The 24,966-nt window shown below is 63.4% G+C and carries 30 protein-coding genes and 1 pseudogene; 18 read left to right on the forward strand and 13 right to left on the reverse strand.

Translation table 11 applies throughout. The features are described from left to right. Positions 1-8 precede the first annotated feature (8 nt). Positions 9-254, reverse strand: coding sequence for a DUF7508 domain-containing protein (locus ACFR99_RS05780; protein ID WP_390285242.1), 246 nt, complete (start codon positions 252-254; stop codon positions 9-11). Beyond that, positions 254-685 (reverse strand): DUF5796 family protein, encoded by a 432-nt coding sequence (locus ACFR99_RS05785; protein WP_390285244.1) that lies wholly within the window; start codon positions 683-685, stop codon positions 254-256. Before ACFR99_RS05785 ends, ACFR99_RS05780 begins: the two co-directional genes overlap by 1 nt. Positions 686-818: 133 nt before the next feature. Between ACFR99_RS05785 and ACFR99_RS05790 the strand changes: the two genes are divergently transcribed. From ACFR99_RS05790 to ACFR99_RS05810, 5 genes and pseudogenes are all read left to right on the forward strand, one after another. Continuing rightward, complete coding sequence (locus ACFR99_RS05790; RefSeq protein ID WP_390285403.1) at positions 819-1,691, forward strand: shikimate kinase; 873 nt, start codon at positions 819-821, stop codon at positions 1,689-1,691. Further along, positions 1,688-2,023, forward strand: coding sequence for a chorismate mutase (locus tag ACFR99_RS05795; protein WP_390285246.1), 336 nt, complete (start codon positions 1,688-1,690; stop codon positions 2,021-2,023). Before ACFR99_RS05790 ends, ACFR99_RS05795 begins: the two co-directional genes overlap by 4 nt. A 102-nt stretch (positions 2,024-2,125) precedes the next feature. Then, positions 2,126-2,758, forward strand: coding sequence for a flavodoxin domain-containing protein (locus ACFR99_RS05800; RefSeq protein ID WP_390285248.1), 633 nt, complete (start codon positions 2,126-2,128; stop codon positions 2,756-2,758). Then, positions 2,755-3,618 carry a hypothetical protein gene (locus ACFR99_RS05805; RefSeq protein ID WP_390285250.1) on the forward strand — a complete coding sequence of 288 codons (864 nt, stop codon included), beginning with the start codon at positions 2,755-2,757 and terminating at the stop codon, positions 3,616-3,618. The genes ACFR99_RS05800 and ACFR99_RS05805 overlap by 4 nt, the downstream gene beginning before the upstream one ends. A gap of 410 nt (positions 3,619-4,028) precedes the next feature. Next, positions 4,029-4,100, forward strand: a pseudogene (locus tag ACFR99_RS05810) (PGF-CTERM sorting domain-containing protein); the annotation flags it as partial. A 313-nt stretch (positions 4,101-4,413) separates the two neighbouring features. On the opposite strand, the gene grxC reads toward ACFR99_RS05810, so the two are convergent. Further along, positions 4,414-5,730 (reverse strand): glutaredoxin 3, encoded by a 1,317-nt coding sequence (grxC, locus tag ACFR99_RS05815; protein ID WP_390285252.1) that lies wholly within the window; start codon positions 5,728-5,730, stop codon positions 4,414-4,416. Between the two features lie 249 nt (positions 5,731-5,979). Between grxC and ACFR99_RS05820 the strand changes: the two genes are divergently transcribed. The 4 genes from ACFR99_RS05820 to ACFR99_RS05835 all read left to right on the forward strand — a co-directional run bounded on the left by ACFR99_RS05820 (position 5,980) and on the right by ACFR99_RS05835 (position 8,457). Then, the gene (locus ACFR99_RS05820) at positions 5,980-6,267 is read left to right on the forward strand and encodes a DUF357 domain-containing protein (RefSeq protein WP_390285254.1); all 288 of its coding nucleotides are present in this window, start codon (positions 5,980-5,982) and stop codon (positions 6,265-6,267) included. A gap of 293 nt (positions 6,268-6,560) precedes the next feature. After that, positions 6,561-7,538 (forward strand): transcription initiation factor IIB, encoded by a 978-nt coding sequence (locus tag ACFR99_RS05825; RefSeq protein ID WP_390285256.1) that lies wholly within the window; start codon positions 6,561-6,563, stop codon positions 7,536-7,538. Between the two features lie 105 nt (positions 7,539-7,643). Then, positions 7,644-7,823, forward strand: a complete 180-nt coding sequence (locus tag ACFR99_RS05830; RefSeq protein ID WP_390285258.1) for a DUF7836 family putative zinc-binding protein — start codon at positions 7,644-7,646, stop codon at positions 7,821-7,823. 397 nt (positions 7,824-8,220) lie between these two features. Next, positions 8,221-8,457 carry a UPF0058 family protein gene (locus tag ACFR99_RS05835; RefSeq protein ID WP_373617745.1) on the forward strand — a complete coding sequence of 79 codons (237 nt, stop codon included), beginning with the start codon at positions 8,221-8,223 and terminating at the stop codon, positions 8,455-8,457. 137 nt (positions 8,458-8,594) lie between these two features. Here the strand turns inward: ACFR99_RS05835 and ACFR99_RS05840 are convergent, their stop codons facing one another. Then, on the reverse strand, positions 8,595-9,068 hold the full coding sequence (locus ACFR99_RS05840; protein WP_390285260.1) for a DUF555 domain-containing protein: 474 nt from the start codon (positions 9,066-9,068) through the stop codon (positions 8,595-8,597). A gap of 158 nt (positions 9,069-9,226) precedes the next feature. Here ACFR99_RS05840 and ACFR99_RS05845 point away from each other — a divergent pair, with 158 nt between their 5' ends. Further along, on the forward strand, positions 9,227-10,126 hold the full coding sequence (locus tag ACFR99_RS05845; RefSeq protein WP_390285262.1) for a DNA-3-methyladenine glycosylase family protein: 900 nt from the start codon (positions 9,227-9,229) through the stop codon (positions 10,124-10,126). A gap of 64 nt (positions 10,127-10,190) precedes the next feature. Beyond that, complete coding sequence (locus ACFR99_RS05850; RefSeq protein ID WP_390285264.1) at positions 10,191-10,505, forward strand: DUF3784 domain-containing protein; 315 nt, start codon at positions 10,191-10,193, stop codon at positions 10,503-10,505. Positions 10,506-10,520: 15 nt separating this feature from the next. Here ACFR99_RS05850 and ACFR99_RS05855 read toward each other — a convergent pair whose 3' ends face one another. The 3 genes from ACFR99_RS05855 to ACFR99_RS05865 form a co-directional block, all read right to left on the reverse strand. Continuing rightward, positions 10,521-10,769: a hypothetical protein gene (locus ACFR99_RS05855; protein ID WP_390285266.1), complete on the reverse strand. Its 249-nt coding sequence runs from the start codon at positions 10,767-10,769 to the stop codon at positions 10,521-10,523. Between the two features lie 29 nt (positions 10,770-10,798). Next, positions 10,799-11,077, reverse strand: coding sequence for an acylphosphatase (locus tag ACFR99_RS05860; RefSeq protein WP_390285268.1), 279 nt, complete (start codon positions 11,075-11,077; stop codon positions 10,799-10,801). A gap of 71 nt (positions 11,078-11,148) precedes the next feature. Next, the gene (locus tag ACFR99_RS05865; RefSeq protein WP_390285270.1) at positions 11,149-11,838 is read right to left on the reverse strand and encodes a cob(I)yrinic acid a,c-diamide adenosyltransferase; all 690 of its coding nucleotides are present in this window, start codon (positions 11,836-11,838) and stop codon (positions 11,149-11,151) included. Positions 11,839-11,940: 102 nt separating this feature from the next. Here ACFR99_RS05865 and ACFR99_RS05870 point away from each other — a divergent pair, with 102 nt between their 5' ends. After that, complete coding sequence (locus ACFR99_RS05870; protein ID WP_390285272.1) at positions 11,941-12,306, forward strand: helix-turn-helix domain-containing protein; 366 nt, start codon at positions 11,941-11,943, stop codon at positions 12,304-12,306. 60 nt (positions 12,307-12,366) lie between these two features. Here ACFR99_RS05870 and ACFR99_RS05875 read toward each other — a convergent pair whose 3' ends face one another. The 3 genes from ACFR99_RS05875 to msrA all read right to left on the reverse strand — a co-directional run bounded on the left by ACFR99_RS05875 (position 12,367) and on the right by msrA (position 15,125). Continuing rightward, entirely contained in the window at positions 12,367-13,185 is an 819-nt protein-coding gene (locus ACFR99_RS05875) for a hypothetical protein (RefSeq protein ID WP_390285274.1), read from the reverse strand. 126 nt (positions 13,186-13,311) lie between these two features. Then, the gene (locus ACFR99_RS05880) at positions 13,312-14,535 is read right to left on the reverse strand and encodes an FAD-dependent oxidoreductase (RefSeq protein WP_390285276.1); all 1,224 of its coding nucleotides are present in this window, start codon (positions 14,533-14,535) and stop codon (positions 13,312-13,314) included. A 56-nt stretch (positions 14,536-14,591) separates the two neighbouring features. Continuing rightward, positions 14,592-15,125, reverse strand: coding sequence for a peptide-methionine (S)-S-oxide reductase MsrA (gene msrA / locus ACFR99_RS05885; RefSeq protein WP_390285278.1), 534 nt, complete (start codon positions 15,123-15,125; stop codon positions 14,592-14,594). Positions 15,126-15,253: 128 nt separating this feature from the next. On the opposite strand from msrA, the gene ACFR99_RS05890 reads away from it, so the two are divergent. After that, positions 15,254-16,024 carry an enoyl-CoA hydratase/isomerase family protein gene (locus ACFR99_RS05890; protein ID WP_390285280.1) on the forward strand — a complete coding sequence of 257 codons (771 nt, stop codon included), beginning with the start codon at positions 15,254-15,256 and terminating at the stop codon, positions 16,022-16,024. Between the two features lie 5 nt (positions 16,025-16,029). On the opposite strand, the gene ACFR99_RS05895 is transcribed toward ACFR99_RS05890, so the two are convergent. Next, a complete protein-coding gene (locus ACFR99_RS05895) occupies positions 16,030-16,695 on the reverse strand; it encodes a 2,5-diamino-6-(ribosylamino)-4(3H)-pyrimidinone 5'-phosphate reductase (protein WP_390285282.1) in 666 nt (221 codons plus the stop codon). A 169-nt stretch (positions 16,696-16,864) separates the two neighbouring features. Here ACFR99_RS05895 and ACFR99_RS05900 point away from each other — a divergent pair, with 169 nt between their 5' ends. The 4 genes from ACFR99_RS05900 (at position 16,865) to ACFR99_RS05915 (ending at position 21,625) form a co-directional block, all read left to right on the forward strand. Beyond that, on the forward strand, positions 16,865-17,557 hold the full coding sequence (locus tag ACFR99_RS05900; RefSeq protein ID WP_390285284.1) for a metallophosphoesterase: 693 nt from the start codon (positions 16,865-16,867) through the stop codon (positions 17,555-17,557). A 13-nt stretch (positions 17,558-17,570) separates the two neighbouring features. Then, positions 17,571-19,994 (forward strand): polyphosphate kinase 1, encoded by a 2,424-nt coding sequence (gene ppk1, locus ACFR99_RS05905; RefSeq protein ID WP_390285286.1) that lies wholly within the window; start codon positions 17,571-17,573, stop codon positions 19,992-19,994. A 216-nt stretch (positions 19,995-20,210) separates the two neighbouring features. Beyond that, entirely contained in the window at positions 20,211-20,438 is a 228-nt protein-coding gene (locus tag ACFR99_RS05910; protein WP_390285288.1) for a DUF7511 domain-containing protein, read from the forward strand. A gap of 191 nt (positions 20,439-20,629) precedes the next feature. Beyond that, a complete protein-coding gene (locus ACFR99_RS05915; protein WP_390285290.1) occupies positions 20,630-21,625 on the forward strand; it encodes a PhoU domain-containing protein in 996 nt (331 codons plus the stop codon). 241 nt (positions 21,626-21,866) lie between these two features. Here the strand turns inward: ACFR99_RS05915 and ACFR99_RS05920 are convergent, their stop codons facing one another. Further along, positions 21,867-22,238, reverse strand: a complete 372-nt coding sequence (locus ACFR99_RS05920; protein WP_390285292.1) for a 30S ribosomal protein S8e — start codon at positions 22,236-22,238, stop codon at positions 21,867-21,869. A 355-nt stretch (positions 22,239-22,593) separates the two neighbouring features. Between ACFR99_RS05920 and ACFR99_RS05925 the strand changes: the two genes are divergently transcribed. After that, on the forward strand, positions 22,594-23,523 hold the full coding sequence (locus ACFR99_RS05925; RefSeq protein WP_390285294.1) for a hypothetical protein: 930 nt from the start codon (positions 22,594-22,596) through the stop codon (positions 23,521-23,523). 6 nt (positions 23,524-23,529) lie between these two features. Here ACFR99_RS05925 and ACFR99_RS05930 read toward each other — a convergent pair whose 3' ends face one another. Then, complete coding sequence (locus ACFR99_RS05930) at positions 23,530-24,963, reverse strand: outer membrane protein assembly factor BamB family protein (protein ID WP_390285296.1); 1,434 nt, start codon at positions 24,961-24,963, stop codon at positions 23,530-23,532. Positions 24,964-24,966 lie beyond the last annotated feature (3 nt).

The raw sequence follows: 24,966 nt of genomic DNA on the forward strand, positions 1-24,966 counted from the left end.
CGGAGCGGTTACTCGAGGCGATCGCGGTGCTCGGCTGCAAGGTCGCGTGCCTGTTCCATCGTGTGGGTGTCCGTCCAGCGGACGCGGTCGCCGTCACCATAGGCGAGTGCGGTCTTGAGTTCGTCCCGGAGGACGCCGTGGTCGACCGCCAGCACCGTTCCCGATCCGTCGCCGAGTTCGTAGACGCCTGGACGGTCCGGGGCGGCAGCGACCGTCTCGCGTGTGAGATCGCGCCAGGGTTTCTGTAATGGCATCAGTCGGTGCTCTCGACGAGTTCGTAGGCGTGTTCGCTCATCTCGTCTTCGGCGAAGACGAAGACGCGCCCGTCGACGACAGATAGGTCGGCGTCGACGCGGATCGAGTAGGCTTCCGTCGCGACGGTCACGCCCGGGAACAGTTCCTCCTCGTCGTCGCGTTCGAGCATGACGCGGCCGACGCCGGTCGACTCGAGAATGTCGTCGTGGGTATTCCGGTCGTTGACGTAGGTCATGACACCCTCGACGCCGTCGGGATCGGTGACGAGGACGTGCACCTCCTTGCCCGGCGGGGTCGTCAGCGGGCCCTCGACGGGTTCGGGCGGCCCGTGGTAGAACACCTCGCGGCCATCGAGATACTGGACGACGATGCCGCCGTCGACGAGATCGACGCCGATCGTGCTGGGGGCGACGTCGTTTCGCGCGCTCATGGCCGTACGTTCGATCGGATCGGGCAAAAGACGTGCGTTCTGGACGATCGGGACCATCGCGGACCGCCACTCGCCGTGTCGACGTGTCACGGGGATCGTCAGCCGTAAGTATTCGGTCTGTGAGTGTCCGGATATGGATGGTCGTGCTGTCGCCCCCGCTGCCGGGACGGTACTCAACGCGCTCGCGACCGGGACCGGCTCGGCGTTCGCGATCGACCTCGAGACGACGGCGACCGTCGATCTCACCAACGACGGCGAAATCGTTGGTGAGATCGCCGGTCAGCCCGACGCCGACACGGCGCTCATCGAGCGCTGTGCCGAACTGACGATCGACGAGTACGCCGACGCGGCGGGACTCGACGAATCGGACGTGGGCGCTCGCGTCCGCACCGAAAGCGAGGTGCCGATGGCCGCCGGCCTCAAAAGTTCCAGCGCCGCGGCCAACGCGACGGTGCTCGCGACCCTCGACGCCCTCGAAGTCGCCGACGCCGTCGACCGGATCGACGCCTGCCGACTCGGCGTTCGGGCGGCTCGTGACGCCGGTGTGACGGCGACGGGTGCGTTCGACGACGCCAGCGCGAGCATGCTCGGCGGGGTGACCGTCACCGACAACACGAGCGACGCACTGCTCGCCCGCGAAGAGATCGACTGGCACGCGCTGGTCTACACGCCACCCGAACAGGCCTATAGCGCCGACGCCGACGTCTCGGCCTGCGAGCGGATCGCGCCGATGGCCACGCTCGTCGAAGAACTCGCACTCGACGGCCGCTACGGCGAGGCGATGACCGTCAACGGCTTTGCGTTCTCCGCTGCGCTCGAGTTCTCGACGGATCCAATGATCGACGCGATGCCCGACGTCGACGGCGTCTCGCTCTCCGGGACGGGCCCCAGCTACGTCGCCGTCGGTGATCGGGACGCACTCGAGGCCGTGCGCGAGCGGTGGGACGAACGCAACGGAACGACACGATTACTGCAGACGCGAACCGACGGAACACGAACGCTATGACTCGAGAGCACACGGACACAGCGACCGACGGCGGGATCGACGACGAGACACTGACACCCGAGGAGATGAGCCTCGACGAACTGCGCGAGGAGATCCGGACGATCGATCAGGAGATCGTCGAGCTGATCGCCCAGCGGACCTACGTCGCAGACACGATCGCCGCTGTCAAGGACGAACAGGGGCTGCCGACGACCGACGAGAAACAGGAAGCCCAGGTCATGGAACGCGCCGGCGAGAACGCCGAACAGTTCGACGTCGATGCAAATCTCGTCAAGGCGATCTTCCGGTTGCTGATCGAGCTGAACAAGGTCGAGCAGCGCGAAAATCGGTAACGCGCACCACAGCTAGTTCTACGTTATTCATCAGCCTTTGCAGCGGCTGGCACCGCTGGTGTCCCTTTATTGCTACGACGAGCGTAGTAACAGTGAGTTGTTATGGTTTCTATTCTCGTTCTGTACGGCACTGGCGAGGGACAGACGGCGACCGTCGCCGAGCGACTTGTCGCGGTCTTCGCCGAGCGTGGCCACGACGCTACGGCGATCGATGCCGACGACGTTCCATCCGACCTCGAGGTCGAAACGTTCGACGCCGTCTGTCTTGGCGCGTCGATCCACATGGGGAGCCACCAGTCGGCCGTCCGGGAATTCGCAAGCGACAATCGCGACGCGCTCGCGACGCGACCGACGGCGTTCGTCCAGCTTTCGCTGTCCTCGGCCGTCGACGATGAAGGGCGACGGGCCGAAGCCGCGGGGTACGTCGACGACTTCCTCGAGGAAACCGGCTGGCAGCCCGATCGGATCGGCCTGTTCGGTGGCGCGCTTCGCTATTCGAAGTACGGCTTTCTCAAGCGACTGGTGATGAAGCGAATCGCCAGGGACGCGACCGGCGATACGGACACGTCACAGGATTACGAGTACACCGACTGGCACGAGGTCGAGGCGTTCGCTGCCGATTTCGCCGCCTTCGTTGAGCAGCGTCTCGGCGTGGTGCCGCCCGGCGCGACTGCGGGCGATGTGGACGATGGGGCCGATGAAGAGCACGCAGGTGACGGAGCGCGAGACGAATGACAGCGTCGCACGAGCCGCTTCCGCGGTCGATCGTCCTCGCGTCGGTGCTGACGCTCGTATTGACCGTCGTCGCGACGCTCGCGGGGTTGTTCGTCCCTGGATTCTACCGCGATGCGCCGGTGTTGCTCCCCCAGCTGTACGGCCAGGATTTGCTGACGCTGACCGTCGCCGTCCCCGCACTGGCTGTCTCGCTTGTGCTCGCCGTGCGCGGCTCGCTTCGGGGCTACGTCATCTGGCTCGGCGTGACCGGCTATCTGCTCTACACCTACGCGTCGTACGCGTTCATGACCGCGTTCAACGAACTTTACCTCGTCTACACGGCCCTGCTCTGGCTGACGCTCAGTACGTTCGTCGGCGGGATGGTCCGACTCGAGGCCGCGGCGCTGAAACGGACTCTCGGCCGGATGCGGGTGCGGTCGTTCGTCGCGTTCCAGCTGGTGGTTGCCGTCCTGGTTGCGTTCGCCTGGCTTTCGGAGATCCTGCCGGCCATCGCCGGGGGAACGACGCCGCCGAGTATCACGGCCGCGGGGCTTCCGACGTCGGTGATTTACTCGCTCGATCTCGGGATCGTCGTCCCGGCGCTCGTCTGCTCGGCGTCCTGGCTCCGGCAACGCCGGCCGTGGGGGTACGCGTTCACGGCGGTCCTCCTCGTCAAGCTCGCGACCCTCGGCGGGGCCGTGATGGCGATGGCGGTCGTCTCGATACTCGAGGGGCAATCCGTGCCAGCAGCCCAGCTCGTGGTCTTCGGCGGGATCACGGTCGTCAGCATCGTGTTGACGGCGCGGTTGCTTCGGGCGATCGGGGCGGACTCGAGGCCGCGACCGGTCGAATCGGTATCTGGATCTCGCGGTGAGGCCTAGCAGGGTGGGCTCGTGGTCGGCTCGAGAGAGCGTCGGTATCGATCGCGATCGCGACCGATCGATGTCGTGGTAAGGATCGCAGTGGCGATCGGTCTTCCTTCGTTCGTCTGCCGTTCGTCGGTCGGCTGTGACTCGATCGACAACCGATGGCAACCGTCGTAATATTCTATTATCAGTTCACTAATGCTCTTCGCTCGGGATAGACCTTTCGCGCGTGCGGACCATCGGCTTGCTCGAGATATGATGGCGATTGCTCGAGGAGAAAGCTCACGCGCCAGCAGTATTACGTCATTCCTATAAAACACACAAATAGATAATTATATAGTATAAATAGCTAATTCCTGTTTCGACTCCTGTACGCTGACTGTCAATAAGAGGATAGCGGCTCCAACGGCGACGACGGCGCGCCCAGCTTCGGTGTCGGCGTCGCCCTCGTCGCCCTGCTCGGTGTGGCCATACTGGCCCTGCGACGTCAGAACTAAGCTGTAGAACCACCGGCTCACGCCGGCCCCAATTTCCGCGGTTTTCTTTTCTTGGACGTTACACCCGACAGCGACAGCGACAGCGCTCGCGGTCCTCGACTGTCGGTGACTCGAGCGGAGCGTCACATCACATACGTACCGCCCGGTGCAGGTGAAACGACACGAGACGCTAAATCACTCGCGTAGCCTCCAGAAGTGATCCACAGCGCCAATCGCCAACTTCGTCAGTTCGATGCGTGGGATAGAATGGAACGCCGCCCGTATCGTATCGTCGGTCCCGGGTGACGAACGGTGGTCGACCGCCGCGACGCCGTCAGTCGTCAGCCGCAGCCGCTTCCGCTTCTTCGGCGCTCGAGTCGGCCCGTTCCAGATCCTCGAGATACTCGTCGGCGTCCAACGCGGCTTTCGAGCCCATGCCTGCCGCCGTCACCGCTTGCTGGTAGTGGAAGTCGACGACGTCACCGGCACCGAAGAGGCCGGGGACGTGGGTCTCGGTCTGGCCGCCGCCGTCGCCGCCTTTGGTCTGCAGGTAGCCCTCGTCGTCCAGCTCGACGCCGGTGTCCTCGAGGTAGTCGGTGTTGGGGGTGTGGCCGATCGCGAAGAAGACCGCACCGACGTCGAAGTCGAACTCTTCGGTTTCGGGGTCGTCGAGGCGGTCGGTGGGATGACCGGCGTCGTTGTGGACGAGGGTGACGTGGTCGACGCCGTCTTGCTGAGAGCCGTGGATCTCGATCAGTTCCGTGTTTTTCATGATCTCGATCTCGCCCTCCTCGACCTTTTCGTGGACGCGGTCGACCCAGTAGTCCTCCGCGCGGAACTCCTCGCGGCGGTGGGCGATGTAGACGGTGTCGGCGAACTTCGTGAGGAAGGTGGCTTCCTCCATGGCGGCGTCGCCGCCGCCGACGACGAGCATGTCCTCGCCGCGGAAGAACGCGCCGTCACAGGTCGCACACGTCGAGAGCCCGTAGCCCATGAGTTCGTCCTCGCCGGGGATGCCGAGCGTGCGAGCGCTGGCCCCCGAGGCGGCGATGACCGCGTCGGCGGTGTAGACATCGCCGTTTCTGAGTTCGACACGGAAGGGACGACTCGAGTCGTCGACCGACTCGACGATCCCGTTTTTCAGCTCGGCACCGAACTGCTTGGCCTGCTCTTTCATCCGGTTGACGAGCTCGGGGCCACCGATGCCCTCCGGGAAGCCGGGATAGTTGGCGACGTCGGTGGTCAGCGTGAGCTGGCCGCCGGGTTCGTCGCCCTCGATGACCAGCGGCTCGTTGTTCGCGCGGCCGGCGTAGATCGCCGCGGTCAGGCCGGCGATGCCGGTGCCGGCGATGATCAGTGGGCGGTGATCGACGATTTCGTCGTCGGATATCCCGAGCAGGTCGTCGAGGTCGCCCGTCTCGTCGAGGTCGTGTGTGTCGTCCCAGCCACCGACGTGTTGGTCGTCGATGAATACCTGTGGAGCGGTCTTGCGGCCGTTCGCGCGCTCGACCATCTCGTCGAAGCGCTCCTCGTCGTCGGAGACGTTGTACGCCTCGTATTCGACGCCCTTGCTCTCGAAGAGGTCCTTGGCTCGTTCGCAGTGGGTACAGTTGCCTTTGGTATAGATCTCGACGCGTGGCTGGTCGGTCATATTGCAGGTGTTGGGTCAGAGCGCCTAAACCGCTTGTGCTCGCAGCAACGACACCCCCTTGCTGTGACGGTGGTGTCGTGTTGTCAGCTAGCTTCGTTCTCCCGCCAGTGAATTTCCTGTGGCCGATGTACTGGTGTCGTTCGAGCCGCTCGGCAGCCTGTGAACGGCCGTGTGACTCGAACGTCCGAGGGCACGTTGCCACTCGTGTCGACACGACGCACTTACGGGGCCAAACGACGATCACCGACTATGGCTGCCGATCTCGAGGAGAAGACGAACCGGTACGGCGAGTTACTCACAGAGGCACTCGACGCGGCGACGATCGCGCCGCCGGAGGGAACGCCGATGGCAGACGCGGCCGACGATTGTTACGAGATGGCGGCGTCGTATCTCGAGGACGGAAACCACTTCCGAGAACAGGACGATCTCGTCAATGCGCTGGCGTCGTTTTCCTACGGCCATGCGTGGCTCGATGCCGGTGCTCGCGTCGGACTGTTCGACGTCCCACGGGAAGGCCACCTCTTTACTGTCGAATAAGCCGTTGGCGACGCACGTACGTCACGGAATCTCGTCGACAGCTCGCCGGTGAGAGCACGGTACGGGCCGGTTGGGTTGGGGTATCTGGTGAAGAGCGGACATGACCGCCAGCCCCGGTATCCTCGATGATTAATAACTATGTAACCGGAACATATATACCAGCAGACCCGGTTAGTTTATAAAGTAGGCGAAAACTTTATATGCCTTACGGCCTTACCCTATGTTAGCTGAGGCGACCGGGTTTCTTCTGGATTACCCCACCCGGGAGCCCCAAGTAACCCACCCGATACACAATGACTGATACGAACATTCGAACCTATACGAGCGAGCAAGAGACCGAGGAGGAAGAAACCACGTCGGTATCCGACGAGCAGGAACGCTGTCCGGAGTGTGGCAGTCGACTGGTCTCGGACGACGAACACGCCGAGACGGTCTGTACCGAGTGTGGTCTCGTCGTCGAGGAAGACGAGATCGACCGCGGCCCCGAATGGCGTGCGTTCGACGCCGCCGAGAAGGACGAGAAGTCCCGTGTCGGCGCGCCCACGACGAACATGATGCACGACCAGGGCCTGTCGACCAACATCGGCTGGCAGGACAAAGACGCCTACGGCCGGGCACTCTCGAGCCGCCAGCGCCAGAAGATGCAACGGCTTCGCACCTGGAACGAGCGCTTCCGCACGCGCGACTCCAAGGAGCGCAACCTCAAGCAGGCACTCGGCGAGATCGACCGGATGGCCTCGGCGCTCGGCCTCCCCGAGAACGTCCGCGAGACGGCCAGTGTCATCTATCGGCGCGCCCTCGAGGAGGACCTGCTGCCGGGCCGGTCGATCGAAGGCGTCGCGACCGCCTCGCTGTACGCCGCTGCCCGCCAGGCTGGCACGCCGCGCAGCCTCGATGAGATCTCGGCGGTCTCCCGCGTCGAGAAGATGGAGCTCACCCGCACCTACCGCTACATCATCCGGGAACTCGGCCTCGAGGTCAAGCCGGCCGACCCCGAACACTACGTGCCGCGGTTCGTCAGCGACCTCGACCTCTCGGACGAGACCGAGCGGATGGCCCGCGAACTGCTCGAGTCGGCCCGCCAGGAGGGCGTCCACAGCGGCAAGTCGCCGGTCGGCCTCGCGGCCGCGTCGGTCTACGCTGCCGCCCTGCTGACCAACGAGAAGGTGACCCAGAACGAGGTCAGTGAGGTCGCGAGCATCTCGGAAGTCACGATTCGCAACCGGTACAAGGAGCTGCTCGAGGCTTCGGACACGGCTGCACCCGCGTAAGGGTCCTTTTGACGGCCGTCGACTCGCAGGCTGTATCGCGGGTGGTGTTTTCGGCCGACTGGAACTGCGGCAATGTTTTTGATCTCTCGTGTGAAAGAGGGTACCATGGATAAAACGACCGTCCAACTGTTGTGTCCCGAATGTACGAAGGATTGGCAAGTTTCTCCGGATGAACTTCCCGCGCCCGCCGAAATGTTTCACTGCCCGAACTGTCACGCCTCACACCGCACTGCCGAGTTCATGCGGACGGACCGCGACCTCCAGACTCTGAAACAGCTCGGCTAGGGCCACGGTCGAAACGGCGGCCGACGATCGACAATTCTGAATACGTTTTTGTAGGGACTGCTTGTCACTGCACACCTGATCGCACGTCGATCCCGTGATCGGTGTGACACACGGGTTGGTCGGAACGCTCCTCGGACGACGCGGATCCGATCGACCAGATGCTCGACGATCGAGTATGATCTTCTTAATGCTGTCCGACCCTCTCTGAAATTATACTGAAAGACGGTGTTACGCTGGTAAATAAAATACTAACGTGGTTTCATCTCTCGAATCCGCTCGCGTAATCACTGCATTCGAATCGTCTCTGGCGATGATACACCAATCTCCCAATACTGGCTGCGTGTTAACGCGACTCAAGATAATAATATAACCCTGCAGTGGGTAGGAGAGGATGGTTATGAAGAAGCAGGAGCTCATTCACCTTCACGGCCTTCTCGCGGAGGTATCGAACCAGTGTGCAGAGTGGGAAGACTGCCAGATCGACCTCGAGGAGTACGAATCGCGAGGCATTCGGCCGACATCCATCCACAAATCGAAAACTGACCACAAAGCTGCTGTTTTTGCGCTCGCCGGGGGAATCACGAAGAACATGCGGGAAGGGGAGCAGGAAGCAGTCGCCGCCACTGCAGACTGAGAATATCGTCGCATCCTCCGATCGTCAATACCGCCGACTGGCGAGACTCGCCGATGTCGGGTATACCTGTGTGATTACTGTACACTACAATACAGAGTTACGTCGATACCGCTTTCGAGACCGCCCGAGTCAGGCCGTTACTCCACGAGATCCTCGAACTCCGGGAGGATCTCGTCGTCCGACTCCTCAGTTTCGTCGGCAGGCTCCGTGTCAGTCGACTCCGTATCCGTATCCGTGTCCGTCGACTCGTCGGTCTCTGCTTCGTCAGTCGTGTCCTCTTCGATGACCTCGACCTCCATGACCTCGAGTGGGATGTTCTCGAGACGCTGACCGATCTCCTTCCGTGCGATCCGTGAGGCGTGTTCCTCACGTTCGACGTTGAAGACGGTCATCTCCAGTTCGAGTGCGACGAGCGCTTCGTCGGCCGCGATAAACGCAGGTGGGAGCTCCTCTCCGGATGGGGAGGTGCGCTCGCCCATATTGATTTCGACGTAGTTTAAATCAGGGTTCAGCATCTCACCCGTCTTCGAGATGGCGATCCGGATCGCCTCGTCCTCCGTCTCAACGTCGAAGACCGGCACGGCGGCTTCAACGACGACCCTGCAATTCATACCGTGACATTGGATGCCCTACAGTAAGAAGGTTCGCCTCACGAACCCGTACTCGCCGCTCGACTGCGCGACGTGGCGGGAGACAACCGAGCGACATGACTCACCTCACCGTCGCGGGTCCGAAAGGCAAAAGCCCACACCGCCGAAGGGTCGGACGAATGGAGACGGGGACGATCTCGATCGACGAGTGCTCGGGTGGATTCGACCTGTACCGAACGCTCGAGAGCGGCCAGACGTACCTCTGGCGGCGCTCGGACGGCGAGATGTACGGCGGCACACCGGCATCCGACGCGTGGTATACGACGGTTGTCAGCTCAGGGGGCACGGGCGACGGGGACGTGATCCGCGTGCGGACCCGCGACGGCCGCCTCGAGTGGGAGTCGACGACTGATGCCGAGGCGCTCGTCCGTCGGCTGTTGCGTCTCGACGACGACCTCGAGGAAATCGTCGCGGCCGGGCCGGACGATCCCTTACTTCACGAGGCCTACGAGGCCCACCATGGGATGCGACTCGTGCAGGATCCGCCCTTCGGCTGTCTGATCTCGTTTATTTGCTCGGCACAGATGCGGGTAAGTCGCATTCACACGATGGTTACGACGCTAGCACGGGAGTACGGCGACGCGGTCGCGTTCGACGGCGAGACCTACCAGGCCTTTCCGACGCCGGACCAGCTCGCGACCGCGACCGAGGCCGAGCTTCGTGAGCTTGGACTGGGTTACCGCGCTCCATACGTCGTCCGTACGGCCGAGATGGTCGCGAACGGCGAGGCCCATCCGGAAGCGGCGCGGGGCCTCGAGTACGAGGACGCACGCGAGTACCTGACGCAGTTCGTCGGCGTCGGCGACAAGGTAGCCGACTGCGTCCTCCTCTTTTCGCTGGGCTTCGACGAAGCGGTCCCACTCGACACCTGGATCAAGTCGGCGATCGAGGAGTATTATCCGGACTGTGATCGCGGTTCCTACGCTGCTACCTCACGGGCGCTTCGCGACAGCCTGGGCGGCGAATACGCCGGCTACGCCCAGACGTACGTCTTCCATCATCTCCGAACCGGGGAGTGATGGGCCGACCACCGCTGACTGGATGGCTCGGAACCGTTTTGTGAACTGATTGTCAATTACGGATATGGTCACCGCGTCGGTCGTCAGCCTCATCGTGACGGCGGGATTCATCGGCGCGCTGGGAATCCTGATCAAACACTTCGGGATCGTCCAGTTGATCGCGGGCTACGATCCGGATCGCGCCACCGACGAGGCAGAGCTGGCCGATTTCGTCGGAACCAACGTCCTGTACGTTGCGGCGCTCGTCCTGCTCGTCGCGATCGTCGAGGCAACAGCACCCGACAGATCCGATTCGGTCTGGATCGCGTTCGTCGCCGGTGTCGGGCTGCTTACTGTCCGAATGATCCGCGGTGCTCGCCGCTACGAAAGCGACGAGTGACTGACCGGGTTGAGGCTACTCGTCGTAATCCTCGCGCCCAGTCATGGCCCAGTAAGCCTGTGAGACGAGCGTGATCGTGAAAATGACAGTCAGCGCCACGGCGAGCCACACTGCGATCCGCTGTCCGAGCAGGTAGTATGCTAGTGCGCTCGCACCGACGACGAACAACACTGCGCCGACGAACAACTCGAGGAGCTCTCGGACCGTCGCGCGGCTGCTCGAGACGTCGAGATATTCTTCCTCGAAGCGGTCGATGATGCCCATCGGCGGTCCCTTTCGAACTGTTCGTCGGGTCAGTAACGGATCTCGAATCCGTCCTCGCCCTGTGGCTCCTCGTACTCGGCCTCGACGGCGTCAACCTCAGCCGCGGGACTGCCCTCGTGACACCACTCGATCATCGACTCGACCGCGTCCTCGGGGCCTTCGAAGACTGCCTCGACGCGGCCGTCCTCGAGATTTTTCACCCAGCCGTCGACGCCTTCCTCGCGGGCGGTGTCGCGGGTGTTCGCACGGTAGTAGACGCCCTGTACGGTGCCCGAGACGAAGACGTGTGCGCGGGTCCGTCCTGCCATGTGTGAGTCGTCGCCGTCGAAGGTCAAAAATCCGGGTCCATTCGCGTGTGCGGTCGGTCGTCCTGTGGCGATCAGAACTCAGTGCCGCGTCGCGCCCGCTGGCCGTCGTCGATCGGGTGTTTGACCTTCCGAACGTTCGTGATCAGGTCCGCACGGTTCTCGAGGTATGACGGCTCGGTGTGGCTGCCCGACAGCACCAGTTCGAGATCGGCCGGCTTCGCGTCGATGAGCCCGTGGACGTCGTCCTCGGAGAGGAGTCCGCGATCCGCAGCATAGAGTACCTCATCGAGGATCAGCATGTGCATGCCGGCTTCCGGGTCCGCGTCGAGGGCGATCGGCTCGTCGAGGGCGGCTTCGTCGGCTGCCTCGAGCAGTTCGTGCGCACGCTCGAGGCCGGCCTGAGCTTCGGCCTCGTGGTCAGCCTCGTCGCTGCCGTCGGCCATCCCGTGCCAACCGTAGTGGCCGAGATTTTCGTAGCTCATGCCGGGGAGAGCGGCGATCGCGTTGTACTCGCCACGCACCGCGTCGACGCTCGAGGCGCCGCCTTTCATGAACTGGAGCATGTGGACGCGGTAGCCGTGGCCAGCGGCGCGCATCCCCATGCCGAGCGTCGCCGTCGTCTTCCCCTTGCCGTCGCCCCACCAGACCTGAACGAGGCCGAACTCCTCGGGGGCGGCCGGTTCGATCCGCTCGGCTTCGGGCGTCCGTCCCTGGCCGGGTGTGTTCTCGATCGGTGACTCGGATGTCCGGTCGTCGCTCATACGCGATCGGTCGAACCGTGCGTACATGTAGTTGGCCACTCGACGTGCCCGTCGACCGGCGTAACCAAACGCGTCTTGTGGACTCGCTGCCAACGGATCGCAATGGTTCTCGAGCGATCATCCGCCGGCGACATGCCGAGTTTCGAGCGCATTATCGCCGCGCTGGACGATGCCAGCTGTCAGCGAATTCTCTCGGTACTCGACGGGCCAAAAACTGTCCCCGAGGTCGCAGCGGCGGCGGACCTCCCGCTGTCGACGGCCTATCGGAAGTTCGGCCAGTTGACCGAAGCAGGCCTCGTCACCGAAACCGTCGGCGTTCAGCATGGCAGCCACTACTCGTCGCGGTACGTGGTCGATTTCGACCGGATCACGATCGTCCTCGACGACGAGCGAGCGTTTCGCATCGCTGTCGACCGCTCGAGTGATCGCTCGCTGGGTAGCTGGTCGAACGACAGCCGAGAGACGTGAACGCGTCGGCCGCCGGTGGTGGTAGGCACTCTCACGACCCGCGGCCGGTGGCCCGTTTTGTCAGGCGTTTTCGGCGTCGGGCGATTGCGCCTCGAGCGAGTCGAGGGCGACGAAGGCGGCCTCGAGATCGGGTTCCGTGACGATCTGGGCGCCGAAGAGGATCACGTACGGGGCGTCTGACGGGATTTGGTCGTCGGGTATCTCGGACTGGGGGCCTGGAAACACGGGGCCGCCACCCTGCGTCGCGTTTCCGTTCGACGTCTCGTTTCCGTCCGCTGTCGTGTTGCCGTCCGGCATGTCGAACGTCGATTCGTCCGCTGGCGACCCTGCCATCGCCAGAAACAGTGTTTCGCTGTCGCCACACTGGTACAGGAGCTGACCCAGGAACACGTACTCGTCGGTCACGAACAATCGTTGGCCGCCGTCAGCACACTGCTCATCGAACTCGAGTTCCTCGAGATACTGGTCGAGGGCGTCCCCGAGGTCGGTGCCCAGTTCCGTCGTCGTATATACCTCGATGCCGGGCACATCCCAACGTTCGATGAACGCGTCGAGATCCGGCGCGGCCCAGATCGAGGGGCCGATGCTGGCCGGCGTAGTGTCGACGTCGCTCCAGGCAGCCGGAATCGTGACCTCGATAGTTCCAGTGTCGTCGGTGACCGTCTGCTCGTCCTCGTAGTCCGAGCCGTCGTGCACCGGTTCACCCTCGTGGTTTCCGTCGTCCCCATTCGAGCCACCGGCGGGCCACTCGGAGTCGTTCTGTGCCATTCCCGCGGGGACCGACGAGAGTGCACCCAATCCCGCCAGCGTGGTGCCTCCCGCAACGAGGATGGATCGTCGATCGATCGTCGGCCGTGACGAATCGGTGTCGTCGCTCATGCACCACATCGCACACCAGCAGGGGTAAGAAAGCCAATTCACGACCGGAGAGAAGATCAGATCTCAAGTAATATGAGAGCGCGTGACGAAGTGACGCCGTTCGAAACCGGCTTCTGGCGTTCCGGTTCAGTTCGAGCCGACGATATCCGCATCCGTCGGCCCCTGCCCGTCGAACTCCCGAACGAACGCGTCGAGTGTGTCAGGCTCCGATGCGCTCGGAAGTTCGGTCTCCGCCGTGCGACAGTCAGCGTCGACGCCGAGTCGGTCACAGACCAGATCAGCCGTCGCCTCGGCCATCGTCCGGTAAGTCGTCAGTTTCCCGCCAACGATGCTGCAGCAGTTCTCGACGCCCCCGTCGGCGTGATCGAGCAGGTGAAATCCTCTCGAGATGCCGCGCCCGCCACGGGCGGCTTCCTCGGGTTCGTACAGCGGCCGCACGCCCCACCAGGTCCGGACGTGCTCGGCGTCGGCGACCGGCGGGAGCATCGCCGCGCACTCGTCGATCGTCCGCTCGACCTCCCAGTCGGCACGCTCGTAGTCGTCCGGATCGTCGACCGGGACGCTCGTCGTCCCCAGGACGACCTGCCCGTCGTGTGGCACGACGATATCGCCGTCGTCGGGGTTGCGACAGCGATTGAGCACCGGCTCGAGGCCATCGTATTCGACCGAAACCATGACGCCCCGGGTCGGTCGCATCGCGACGGTGACGCCGGCCAGTTCGGCGACGTGGCCGGCGTGGGGTCCGGCGGCGTTCACGACGTAGCGCGGGTGGATCGTCTCGTCCGCGTCGCCACCGAGTGTGACGCTCGTCACTCGCCCGCCCTCGACGGTCATCGCCGTGACCGGCGCGTGTGTGCGGACGCGAGCGCCGTGCTCGCGGGCGTCGACCGCGTTGGCGGCGACCAGCCGGGAGGGGACGACAACGCCGTCCGGGACCCACATCGCCCGTTCGACGTCGGCTGTGAGGTTCGGGACTGCCTCGCGGGCAGCCACCCCGTCGATCACGTCGGTCAAGATTCCCACGTCGGCGCAGGCGGCACGCTTCGCGTCGAAGTAGCCCGGATCGTCGTCGGCGAGTTGGACGAACAGGCCCCGCGTTTCCCGGATACACTCACCGGCGATCGCACGGAGGATGCGGTTTTCCTCGAGGCACTCCCGGGCCTCCGGGCCGTCGGCCTCGGCGTAGCGAGCGCCGCTGTGAAGCAGGCCGTGCGAGCGGCCCGACGTGCCGGCCGCAAGTCCGTCTCGTTCGACAAGCGTGACGTCGACGCCCCGCAGTGCGAGGTCTCTGGCGATTCCCGTTCCGGTCGCGCCGCCGCCGATAACGAGGACGTCCGGGTGACTCTCCATATGTACCCGTTTGACTCGAGACAGAGATACCTTTCACCGAACGGCCGGGGACAGATTCAGTCGTCTGCAGCCGCTTTCTCCGCGAACTTCTTCCGGACTTTCTCGACTTTCGGCGCCGCGTGCATCCGACAGTAGGCGTCGTTCGGATTCTTTTCGAAGTAGTTCTGATGATACTCCTCGGCCTCGTAGAAGGTGTCCAATGGCTCGATTTCGGTCACGATCCCGTCGTAGAGTCCCTCGTTTTCTAACTCCGCGGCGAATGCCTCGGCAGTCTCGAGTTGTTCGTCGCTGTGGGCGTAGATCGCCGACCGGTACTGAGAACCGACGTCGGGCCCCTCGCGGTCTTTCGTCGTCGGATCGTGGATCGTAAAGAAGACCTCGAGCAAGTCCTCGTAGGCGATTTCGTCGGGATCGTACTCGACCTGGACGACCTCGGCGTGGCCGGTCTGGCCGGAACAGACTTCCCGATAGCCCGGATCCTCGGTGTGGCCGCCGGCATACCCCGAGGTCACCGATTCGACACCCTCGAGTTCTTCGAACGCCGCCTCGATACACCAGAAACACCCGCCGCCGAACGTAGCTCGTTCCATACTCGAGATGAAGGCGCGCGCGAGGAAAGATGTGACGGGGGCCGTCATCGCAGTCGCGGTCGAACGTTGGGCAGTCGAACCGTCACCGTGTCCGAAAGGATTTCACGGTGGCCATCGAACGCCGGAGTATGTCTTGGGACACAGTCCGACTCGAGTGGGACGGAGACGTTGCGACGCTAACCGTCGATCGACCCGATGCGCTGAACGCGTTGAACATCGAGACGCTCGAAGCGATGGGTGAAGCACTCGAGGAAGCCGCCGAAGAGGGCGCTCGCACGCTCGTCCTGACGGGGGCCGGCGACGCGTTCATCGCCGGTGCTGACATCAAGTATATGCAGGATCTCTCCACGGCGGAGGGCGAAGAATGGGGCACACTCGGCCACGACGTCGCCGACGCGCTCGAGGCCTTCCCCGCGCCGACGATCGCCGCGATCAACGGCTACGCGTTCGGCGGCGGCTGCGAGATGGCGATGGCATGTGATCTGCGGGTTGCGGCCGAGTCGGCACTGATCGGCAACACCGAGATCGATCTCGGGATCATCCCTGGTTGGGGAGCCACCCAGCGGCTGCCGCGGCTGGTCGGCGACGAGACCGCACGGCGGATGATCTTCCTCGGCGAGCGCCTCGACGCCGAGTCGGCCGCTGAAGCCGGCCTCGTCGGCGAAGTCGTTGCCGACGACGAACTCGAGGCGGTCGTCAGCGAACTGGCCGACCGACTCGCCGCGAAGCCAGCATTCGCGATGCAGACTGCCAAACAGGCAATCAACCAGACCCACGAGGGCTCGCAGGAAAGCGGGCTTGCGTACGAAAAGCGTGCCTTCGGCAGTCTCTTCGGGACGCACGACCAGCGCGAAGGGATGGCGGCGTTCGTCGAGGACCGAGAGCCGGACTTCGAATAGCGCGTTTAGCGGTCGGCAACGCGCCAGGTCAGAACCACGCCGTCATCGAGTCGGTCGACTGACTCGAGGTCGAGCGACGGAAAGTCCGCGACGAACCCCTCGCCGTCGGCCAGCGTCGGGGCGTCGCGACCGCCGATGATTTTTGGGCCGACGAACACCCGGAGTTCGTCGACTAGTCCGGCCTCGAACAGTGAGAAGATGAGTTCGCCGCCCCCTTCGACCATGAGTTGCTCGAGACCCTGTTCCTGCAGCGTCGCGAACGCGCGCAGGAGATCGACTCGCTCGTCGCCGGCGGTGACCAACTCGGCGCGATCGGCAAGAGCCGCGCGACGCTCGACGGATGCGGCCTCGCTCAGACAGACGTAGGTCGTCGCCGCGTCGTCCAGCACTGCTGCGTCCGGTGGGGTCCGGCCGCTCGAGTCCACGATGACGCGTGCGGGGTTTGCGGGTCGGTCGTTCTCGCGGCGCTGCCCGCGCAGCGTTTCGTCTTTGACGGTCAGGTGTGGATCATCCGCGAGGACGGTGCCGACGCCGACTACGACGGCGTCGCTGTCCGCCCGGAGTCGGTCGACGCGCTCGAAGTCGGCCTCGCCGCTGATCGCAATCTGTTCGCGTCGACGCGAGGAGAGCTTGCCGTCTGCACTCATGGCAGCATTGACGACGACGTGCATACCCGTGGTGGGGCGCGGGTCGTAAAGAAATCCAGTGTCTTGGGCCTCCGCCAACAGAATCCGAGGAGTCAGTCAACAGGAGATTCGGCTATAGCGAACTACATAGCGTACAATACATAACATATAAACGACTTATCCGGTCTCGCTGGAGCACAGAGACAGAAGACACGTGACGACCGGGAACGCCGCGCTCGACGACGCAGTATCGTTCGACCACCGACATATCGACCTTGAGAAACGGGACGATGTCTACGTCATCGGTGACGTTCACGGCTGTCTGGATGCGCTCGAGGAACTCTTGGAGACGCTCGATCTCGACGGCAATGACCTCGCCGTGTTCGTCGGGGATCTGGTTCGAAAAGGGCCGGAGAGCAAGGCTGTCCTCGACCGCGTCAGGCGGTCGCCACGGTTGCTCTCGGTCAAGGGGAACAACGAGCAAAAGATAATCGAGGGAGATGCGTCGCTGTCGGGACTCGACGCTACCGACCAGCAGTATCTAGAGTCGCTGCCGACGGCGATCTCGTGGGACGGTGGCCTCGTCGTCCACGGTGGCGTCGATCCGAACCGGTCGCTGTCGGCACACGCTACCGAGGACCTGTTGACGATGCGATCGCCGGCCGGCGACGGCTACGACGGCCCATTCTGGTTCGAGACCTACGAGGGGGCACCGCGGGTCTTTTTCGGCCACACTGTCCTGGACGAGCCGATCAATCGGGAGTGGGCGGTCGGCCTCGATACCGGCTGTGTCTACGGTGGGGACCTCACCGCGTATGATGTTCGACGCGACCGCTTCCACAGCGTTTCCGGCCCCGATCACGTTGATCGCTCGGCCGCGAAGATCGTCGCACTTGGCAATAGCTGAGGTGGACGCTCGGATGACTGATGGAAACACGACCGCGAACGACGAGGAGACGGTGGACTCGGATGACCAACGGCATGACTCGGTAGCTGACGACGCGGACGCGGATACGGTCGCGTTTCGGTCGATGCTGGACGACACGACCGCAGACAGTGACTCGAGTGTACCCGACCGGCTGACCGACGGGGACGCTGACGGTGGAATGCTCCCCGTTGACAGCGAATCGGCTGCACGCCTCGAGCCAGTCAAGGATGGGGGATCCAATCGAGCGGCCGGTGCCGACCCGATGGCAGCCGACGAGGTCGAATCGGCGGCGCTCGATGTGACGACCACAGGCGACGGCACGGAATCCGACACCGCGAGCCATGCCGTCGATCTCTCGGATCCGTCGTACTATTTGAATCGCGAACTCAGCGAACTCGCCTTTCAGCGGCGCGTCCTCCACGAGGTCGAAGACGCGGACAACCCGCTGTTAGAGCGCGTGAAGTTTCTCGCGATCGTCACGACGAACCTCGATGAGTTCTTTCGCAAGCGCATCGGTGGCCTGAAACAGCAGATCGCCGCCGGCGTCACCGAGGAGACGCCCGACGGACGCACGCCCTACGAGCAGTGGGTTGACGCTCTCGAGGAGGTCCAGCCATTGCTTGAGCGCCAGGCCGAGTGTTATCGTGACGAGATCCGGCCGGCGCTGGCGGATGCGGGGATTCGGATCGTCGACTATGATGACCTCACCGACGCCGAACGCCGAGAGCTGCGCGAGTACTTCGAGAGTTCCGTCCTGCCGACGCTGACGCCGCTGACGTTCGACCCGGCTCACTCGTTCCCGTTTATTTCGAACCAGAGTCTCTCACTGGCGGTCCTGACGCGGGAACGGCCCGATGCCGAGCTCACCTTCTCGCGGGTGAAAATTCCACGCAACCAGCTCCGATTCGTTCAACTGGACGACGACACGCGGTACGTCCTGCTCGAGGACATCGTTCGAGCCAACCTCGAGTTGCTCTTCCCGGACGTCGAGATCGTCGACACCGCGCTGTTCCGGGTCACGCGCAACGCGGAGGTCCGGCGCAACGAGGAGGTCGCCGAGGATCTGATCGAGATGATCGAAGAGGTCATCGAGGAGCGACGGTTCGCGACCGCCGTCCGACTCGAGCTCGAACGCGACGCACCCGAGGCGATCCGCGAGATTCTGGCCCGCGAACTCGACCTTGAGGATCGGGAAGTGTTCGAACTCGACGGCCCCCTCGAGTATCGGGACTTCGCCGACCTGACGGACCTCGACCGTCCGAACCTAAAACTCCCAGAATGGTCACCACAGCCCCATCCACGGCTCAAGCGGGCCGACGACGGAATGACCGTCTTCGACGTGATCAGCAACGACGACGTGCTCGTCCACCACCCCTACCACTCCTTCGAGGGGACCGTCCAGCGATTCCTCGAGGCCGCAGCCAACGATCCCGACGTGCTCGCGATCAAGGCGGCGATCTACCGGACTGCCAGCGATTCCCAGATCATCGAGAGCCTGCTCGAGGCCGCGCGCAACGGCAAACAGGTCGCCGTCATGGTCGAGCTCAAAGCTCGCTTCGACGAGGAGAACAACCTCGAGTGGGCGAAGAAACTCGAGGAAGAGGGGATTCACGTCGCCTACGGCACGATCGGCTACAAGACCCATACGAAGACGTCGCTGGTCGTCCGTGAGGAAGCCGACGGGGTGCGACTCTACTCCCACGTCGGCACCGGGAACTACCACTCCGAGACCGCAAAGCACTACGAGGACCTCGGCCTGTTGACCGTTGACCGAGACATCGGACAGGACCTCGTCAGGCTGTTCAATTACTTTACGGGCCACTCGATGCACCGCGACTACCGAAAGTTGCTCATCGCGCCCGGAAACATGCGCGAGCGCTTCGTCGAGCTCATCCGGGCCGAAGCCGAACGTGCCCGTAACGGCGAGGACGCCCGCATCGTCGCCAAGATGAACCGGCTCGAGGATCCCGCGATCGTCCGTGAACTCTACGAGGCGTCGATGGCCGGCGTCGATATCGATCTCATCGTCCGCGATATCTGCCGGCTCCGGCCCGGCCTCGAGGGAATCAGCGAGACGATCGACGTCTACAGCATCGTCGGCCGCTTTCTCGAACACTCCCGGATCTTCTACTTCCGGGCGGGCGGCGAGAACCGCTACTATATCGGTTCGGCCGACTGGATGACCCGCAATCTCGACAGCCGAGTCGAGGCGATCGCGCCGATCGAAGCCCCGCGGCTGCAGGACCGGCTCGAGACGATCCTCGAGACGTTGCTGTCGGACGATCAGAACCGGTGGGTGATGCGCTCGGACGGGAGCTACGAGCGCTGTCGCACCGACGAGGATGGATCGACTACGGACGTCCACGAGACGTTCATGCGGACGGCACTGGACGGCTGGCCCGATTCTCTGACGTAGCGGGACTTGCAGGTGGATCGGACGTCTCTCTTTATTGTTGGCTCGTGAGACGGCAGTCCTGTATTCGTAAGTGGAAATCATGGCGGCGCAGAGCCGACGACCATCTGTAACGCCCGTATGGAGTAGCTGGAACCGATACCAATCGCTCAATAGTACAACTAGCAGTGGCTTTGTACGTGCCGTCGGTCGGTTCGCATACGCGACTCCATCGAACCCATGACCGGATCCACCAGCGGTTACGACGACCGGACCACCCGACAGCGACTTGCCACGGCCGCACAGTACGATCACGAAACGGTCACCCTCGAGTCGACCGTCGTCCGATACGAGGACGGGCCCGACCGGTGTACGATCGCGCCACGCGAGTGTTCCGAAACCGAACGGGTGACCAGATGGCTGTCGGCGAATCTCGAGGCGGTCGTCGATCTCGACGAACTGCGCTAGCGACCTGCTGCCCCAGATCTACGGAGTGTTATTCCTATATAGATCTATGGTTGGTAATTGTTATCGATAGAGTAGTAGGATATCGAAGGTGCCGAAAACGGCATTCATGGACACTCTATCACCGATCTCGCCATCATCATATCGCTCTATAGTCTGGTGGATTTATATTGTTGTAGTAGAAAGCGCCGCGTATGGAGACGCGAAAGGTCCAGATGACCGGTGGGTCGACGTATACCGTTTCGCTGCCGAAAACATGGGCGACCGAGAACGATGTCAGCAGTGGGACGACAGTCGAGTTCTATCCTGAAGGCGACGAACTGCTCTTGACTCCCGAGCGGGAAACGCGGCGACAGGAAGGGTCGCTCGACGTCTCCGGACTCGAGGACGAACAGCTGATGCGGGCCGTGATGACGATGTACGTCAGCGGCTTCGACATTATCACGCTCGAGGCCGGCCGGATCACGACCGACCAGCGCAGCGCGATTCGCGACGCGACCCAGCGCCTCGTCGGCGTCGAAGTGCTCCAGGAGACGAGCGACAGCGTGGTGATTCAGGATTTACTCGATTCCGCCGAACTCTCGATCGTCAACGCGGTCACACGAATGCGGCTGATCGCCCAGTCGATGCTCGAAGACGCCGTCCGTGCGCTGGTCGAGAACGACGACGACATCGCCCACGACGTGATCGAGCGCGACGACGACGTCGATCGACTCTGGCTCGTCGTCTCGCGGATCTTCCGCGCGACGCTTCGCTCGCCGCGGGCCGTCGAGGAACTGGGCGTCTCCCGCGAGGACTGTTTCGACTTCCACTCGAGTGCCCGCCAACTCGAGCGGATCGCCGACCATGCCGTCAAAATTAGCGATATCGCGCTCAAACTCGGCGACCTCCCTGCGGACGTCGCCGACGCCATTCACGGCCTCCACGCCGAAGCCGGGAGTGTCTTCGAACAGTCGATGGACGCGCTGTTCGCCGAGGACGCCGACGAGGCAAACCGGCTCGGCCACGGCGCACTCGCGGCCGTCGTCGAAATCGACGAACACACCCGCCAGATAGACGACAAACTCCGCGAGCTCGAGCCGGCACAGGCCCAGTCGCTGGGACTGATCGTCGACTCGTTGTCCCGAAGCGCCGACTACGGCGGCAACATCGCCGAGACGGCGCTTCAGAAAGCAGCACCACGGCCCTGACCACCCGTCCGCTCATCGTCTTCTTTCTCCGTTTGCATCCCAGTCCGGCTTCGGAGGTCGTCAGCAGGTTAGCTACACGGCCTCGTCGACTCGAGCGGCCTCGAGCCACTGGCACGTGACAATCCCGTCGCTGAGAACACGGCTACACGATCGGGTACTCCTGACACCCAGCCGGCGAAGAGAAACGGCTCTCGGCACTTCGCTGCAGCGATCGGAAAACAGTACGAGTCGACGGAACGCGTTATTCGATGAGGACGGCGTTGACCTGACCGGTCTGACCGGGACGGGACGTGACACGTGCCTGTCCTTCCGAGGTCTCGATGACGGCACCCTTCGTGACGATGTTCCGGCGGACGTAGTTCGGGTTGGCGTCGTTCTCGACGACGTCTTCGATCTCTGCGGAGACCGTCTCGTCGCCTTTGTTGACGCTTGCGACGTTCGTCGCGAGCGCACGCGTCTTCGTTTCGTTGCCGCGGGCGTCGACGGTGCGGAACCGTGGCTCACCGACCTGCGTCTCCGTCGGCAGCCGGCCGAGTTCGTTCTTGCGGCGCTTTCGAACGTTCTTCAGTCGACCACCGGTTCGCTTGCGCGTAGAGCGTCCCTGATCTTGCATACCAGATCAAAATCTTGGCGTCTACTTGAATGCACTGCTACGAAATTCCGCCTGCGATGCGGACGCTACTGGCCCGTTGGTACGGCACAACGTGGTTCAAGATGGTTCTGGCTCGAGCGAAACCGAGTGTTTCGCGGCTGGCGCGGAAGTGGCGATCCCTCGACCGACAGGATTCGAAGCGGCCGAGAAGCGTAGTAGGACAGAGATACAGCACCGTTACATCTGACAAACACTCCGCGATACCCGGCCCGCCGACGGCAGGGACAGGTCCTCGGCGAGTACGATGTGTGTTACCTACTAACTCCGTGTTGTATGGGCTCGAGAGAAATCGACATTACAACTCCACCTGCCACCAATGACACCAAAATACACCCCGGAAAACGGCCGGTTTCACACCGGAAGGCGGCGGTTTGTCGGATCCCTCGCTGCGACTGGCGCGGTCATCGGACTGAGTGGACTGACGACTGCGGATACGAACAAAGGATTCCTGCCAGCCGGCAGCACCGAGTGGGGACGATCCGTCAGCCTCGGAAACGGCGAGGCAAAGACGTTCACGACTGTCACGCCCTCTGGGATGCCGAAGTATCACGGTCTCGTCATCGAGCGGGCCGCACTCGAGGGACTCCCATCCGCCAACGCGCTCGCAAGCTCGGGGGAGGACGACTACACAGACAAGTATGGCCCGACCGGTGAGGCGACGATCATCCATCACAAATGGTCACAGGAGTTTTTCGTCCCATTCCCAGAGACGAACGCGACGCCGATTACGTTTCTTGGACTGAACTGGAATCCGGGCGGTCATCCGCCGGACGGCGTCTGGACGGTGCCTCACTTCGACGTCCACTTCCATATGCTGCCGGCTGAAACCGTCGACGCCATCACTGGGCCGGCCGCGCCGACCTACGAGATCCCGGCCAGATACGTTCCCGAAGGATATGCCCGCAATCCGGTCGTCGGTGAACGGGTTATCACCGACATGGGCGAACACCTGGTCGATCCCACCGTCCCCGAGATGAACGGTGGGACGTTTACGAACACGCTCATCTGGGGTGCCGCCGACCCGGATGGCGATGGGACTGCGGAGTTGACGTTTGTCGAGCCGATGCTCACCCGGGCATACCTTCAGGAGCATTCCGGGACTGATCGGCGAGCAATCGCACAGCCTGACACGTACGCCAGAGCCGGATACTATCCGACGACATACGCGGTCCGGGACGTACCGAGTCGGGACGCGATTGCCGTCACCATCGAAAACTTCGAGCAATTCGAGGGGGACTCTCGGTAGACGACCTCACTCGTCGGGAACCAAACAGTAGGCGCGGCCGGGCTTCTCGAGCACCGTTTCCTCGTCATCGTCGTAGTAGTTCTCGAAGACGCCGCGTTCGGCGTAGTAAATCCGACCGTCGTGAGGGATCGCACCGCTGGTCACGTGTCCGCGATTTGCGATCCGCCAGCGGCGGTCGCCAGTTGCTCTGTCGAGTGCGTACAGGTGGGTGTCGTAGGAGCCGACGAGAATCGTCTCGGCGGTCGCCGTGATCGACCCGATGACGTGACCGCCGACGTACGCCGACCAGAGTTCGTCTCCCGTCCGAGTATCGAGCGCGTGGACGTGGCGGTCGTCGCTGCCGACGTAGACGATGCCCTGGTCGGGATCGATCGCCGGATTCGACATGACGACGTTGCCGGTGTCGAACGACCACTCCTCGCTGCCGTTCGCGAGATCGAGCCGATAAAAGCGGCCGTCCCAGGAGCCGACGAACGCCGCCCCGTCGTAGACCGGGGTCGTCCCCTTGATTTGCGCGCCGAGGTTGAATCGCCCACCGGCCATCGATTTGCCGTCGGGGCCGCCCTCGCCGCCGGCCTGGAACGACCAGGCGAACTCGAGGGAGGGAAACTCCCAGCAGTAGACGACGCCGTCGTTGGAACCGGTGACGAGCTTGCCGGCCTCGCAGTCGATCGCCGGCGAGGGATGGGGCATTCCCCAGATGCGATCGTCGCTCCAGGTCGGCGTTCCGGTTTCGGCGTCGACCTCCCACAGCGCACCTCTGGCGGGGTTCTTGTACTCGGCGACGAAATAGAGGTTCCCGTCGACGTAGGCGGGACTCGAGCCGATCGCGATCGAGCCGCCGAACTCGCGCAGTCGAGTCTGCCAGATCAGGTCGCCAGAGGGGATATCGATGGCGTAGAGTTCGCCGTCGTAGCCGCCGATGTAGGCAGTGTCACTGACGATCGTCGGTGTGCCGTGAAAGCCAAGACTTCGACCGGCTCCCGTCTCGAGCGTCCAGCGGCGCTCGCCGGTCGGCGTGACCGCGTGGATTGTCCCGGTGTCGCCGGCGACGAGGATCGTCTCGCCGTCGGGCGTCGGCCGGGGCGTCGACTTGGCCGCGGTGTGGCCGATACGGTTGACTGGCATCGACCAATCGACGCGCACGGACGAGGGAACGGTTTCGTCGGGATAGTAGCCGTACCGGCGCAAGCCACGCCGAAACATCGAGATGGCGTCGTCCGCCGGCAGCGGAACGTATCCGTCCGTGTTCATCGTAGTAGTGATAGGCGAACAGTCTGGGTACGTGCGAGACGGTCGTCCGGCACAGCCGGCAAGCCCCACGGTGCCAGCGGCGCCCGCGGTACAGAGCAACTGCCGTCTCGAGAACCGCGGACCGTCGGCTGTCTCATCCTCCCGATCGGACGGTGCGTCCCGACGGTCGGCGGCCTCCTCGTTCACAGG

Origin of the sequence: Haloarchaeobius amylolyticus, assembly GCF_042678045.1 — an archaeon.
GTDB lineage: Archaea > Halobacteriota > Halobacteria > Halobacteriales > Natrialbaceae > Natrinema > Natrinema amylolyticus_A.

Coding starts and splice junctions, on each gene's coding strand:
- ACFR99_RS05915 (WP_390285290.1), top strand. CDS start 20,630: ATGGAGACGCGAAAGGTCCAGATGACCGGTGGGTCGACGTATACCGTT.
- ACFR99_RS05875 (WP_390285274.1), bottom strand. CDS start 13,185: ATGAGCGACGACACCGATTCGTCACGGCCGACGATCGATCGACGATCC.
- ACFR99_RS05850 (WP_390285264.1), top strand. CDS start 10,191: ATGGTCACCGCGTCGGTCGTCAGCCTCATCGTGACGGCGGGATTCATC.
- ACFR99_RS05910 (WP_390285288.1), top strand. CDS start 20,211: ATGACCGGATCCACCAGCGGTTACGACGACCGGACCACCCGACAGCGA.
- msrA (WP_390285278.1), bottom strand. CDS start 15,125: ATGGAACGAGCTACGTTCGGCGGCGGGTGTTTCTGGTGTATCGAGGCG.
- ACFR99_RS05790 (WP_390285403.1), top strand. CDS start 819: ATGGATGGTCGTGCTGTCGCCCCCGCTGCCGGGACGGTACTCAACGCG.
- grxC (WP_390285252.1), bottom strand. CDS start 5,730: ATGACCGACCAGCCACGCGTCGAGATCTATACCAAAGGCAACTGTACC.
- ACFR99_RS05805 (WP_390285250.1), top strand. CDS start 2,755: ATGACAGCGTCGCACGAGCCGCTTCCGCGGTCGATCGTCCTCGCGTCG.
- ACFR99_RS05895 (WP_390285282.1), bottom strand. CDS start 16,695: ATGCACGTCGTCGTCAATGCTGCCATGAGTGCAGACGGCAAGCTCTCC.
- ACFR99_RS05880 (WP_390285276.1), bottom strand. CDS start 14,535: ATGGAGAGTCACCCGGACGTCCTCGTTATCGGCGGCGGCGCGACCGGA.
- ACFR99_RS05835 (WP_373617745.1), top strand. CDS start 8,221: ATGAAGAAGCAGGAGCTCATTCACCTTCACGGCCTTCTCGCGGAGGTA.
- ACFR99_RS05855 (WP_390285266.1), bottom strand. CDS start 10,769: ATGGGCATCATCGACCGCTTCGAGGAAGAATATCTCGACGTCTCGAGC.
- ACFR99_RS05795 (WP_390285246.1), top strand. CDS start 1,688: ATGACTCGAGAGCACACGGACACAGCGACCGACGGCGGGATCGACGAC.
- ACFR99_RS05925 (WP_390285294.1), top strand. CDS start 22,594: ATGACACCAAAATACACCCCGGAAAACGGCCGGTTTCACACCGGAAGG.
- ACFR99_RS05785 (WP_390285244.1), bottom strand. CDS start 685: ATGAGCGCGCGAAACGACGTCGCCCCCAGCACGATCGGCGTCGATCTC.
- ACFR99_RS05920 (WP_390285292.1), bottom strand. CDS start 22,238: ATGCAAGATCAGGGACGCTCTACGCGCAAGCGAACCGGTGGTCGACTG.
- ACFR99_RS05845 (WP_390285262.1), top strand. CDS start 9,227: ATGGAGACGGGGACGATCTCGATCGACGAGTGCTCGGGTGGATTCGAC.
- ACFR99_RS05825 (WP_390285256.1), top strand. CDS start 6,561: ATGACTGATACGAACATTCGAACCTATACGAGCGAGCAAGAGACCGAG.
- ACFR99_RS05890 (WP_390285280.1), top strand. CDS start 15,254: ATGTCTTGGGACACAGTCCGACTCGAGTGGGACGGAGACGTTGCGACG.
- ACFR99_RS05840 (WP_390285260.1), bottom strand. CDS start 9,068: ATGAATTGCAGGGTCGTCGTTGAAGCCGCCGTGCCGGTCTTCGACGTT.
- ACFR99_RS05865 (WP_390285270.1), bottom strand. CDS start 11,838: ATGAGCGACGACCGGACATCCGAGTCACCGATCGAGAACACACCCGGC.
- ACFR99_RS05830 (WP_390285258.1), top strand. CDS start 7,644: ATGGATAAAACGACCGTCCAACTGTTGTGTCCCGAATGTACGAAGGAT.
- ACFR99_RS05780 (WP_390285242.1), bottom strand. CDS start 254: ATGCCATTACAGAAACCCTGGCGCGATCTCACACGCGAGACGGTCGCT.
- ppk1 (WP_390285286.1), top strand. CDS start 17,571: ATGACTGATGGAAACACGACCGCGAACGACGAGGAGACGGTGGACTCG.
- ACFR99_RS05800 (WP_390285248.1), top strand. CDS start 2,126: ATGGTTTCTATTCTCGTTCTGTACGGCACTGGCGAGGGACAGACGGCG.
- ACFR99_RS05860 (WP_390285268.1), bottom strand. CDS start 11,077: ATGGCAGGACGGACCCGCGCACACGTCTTCGTCTCGGGCACCGTACAG.
- ACFR99_RS05820 (WP_390285254.1), top strand. CDS start 5,980: ATGGCTGCCGATCTCGAGGAGAAGACGAACCGGTACGGCGAGTTACTC.
- ACFR99_RS05870 (WP_390285272.1), top strand. CDS start 11,941: ATGGTTCTCGAGCGATCATCCGCCGGCGACATGCCGAGTTTCGAGCGC.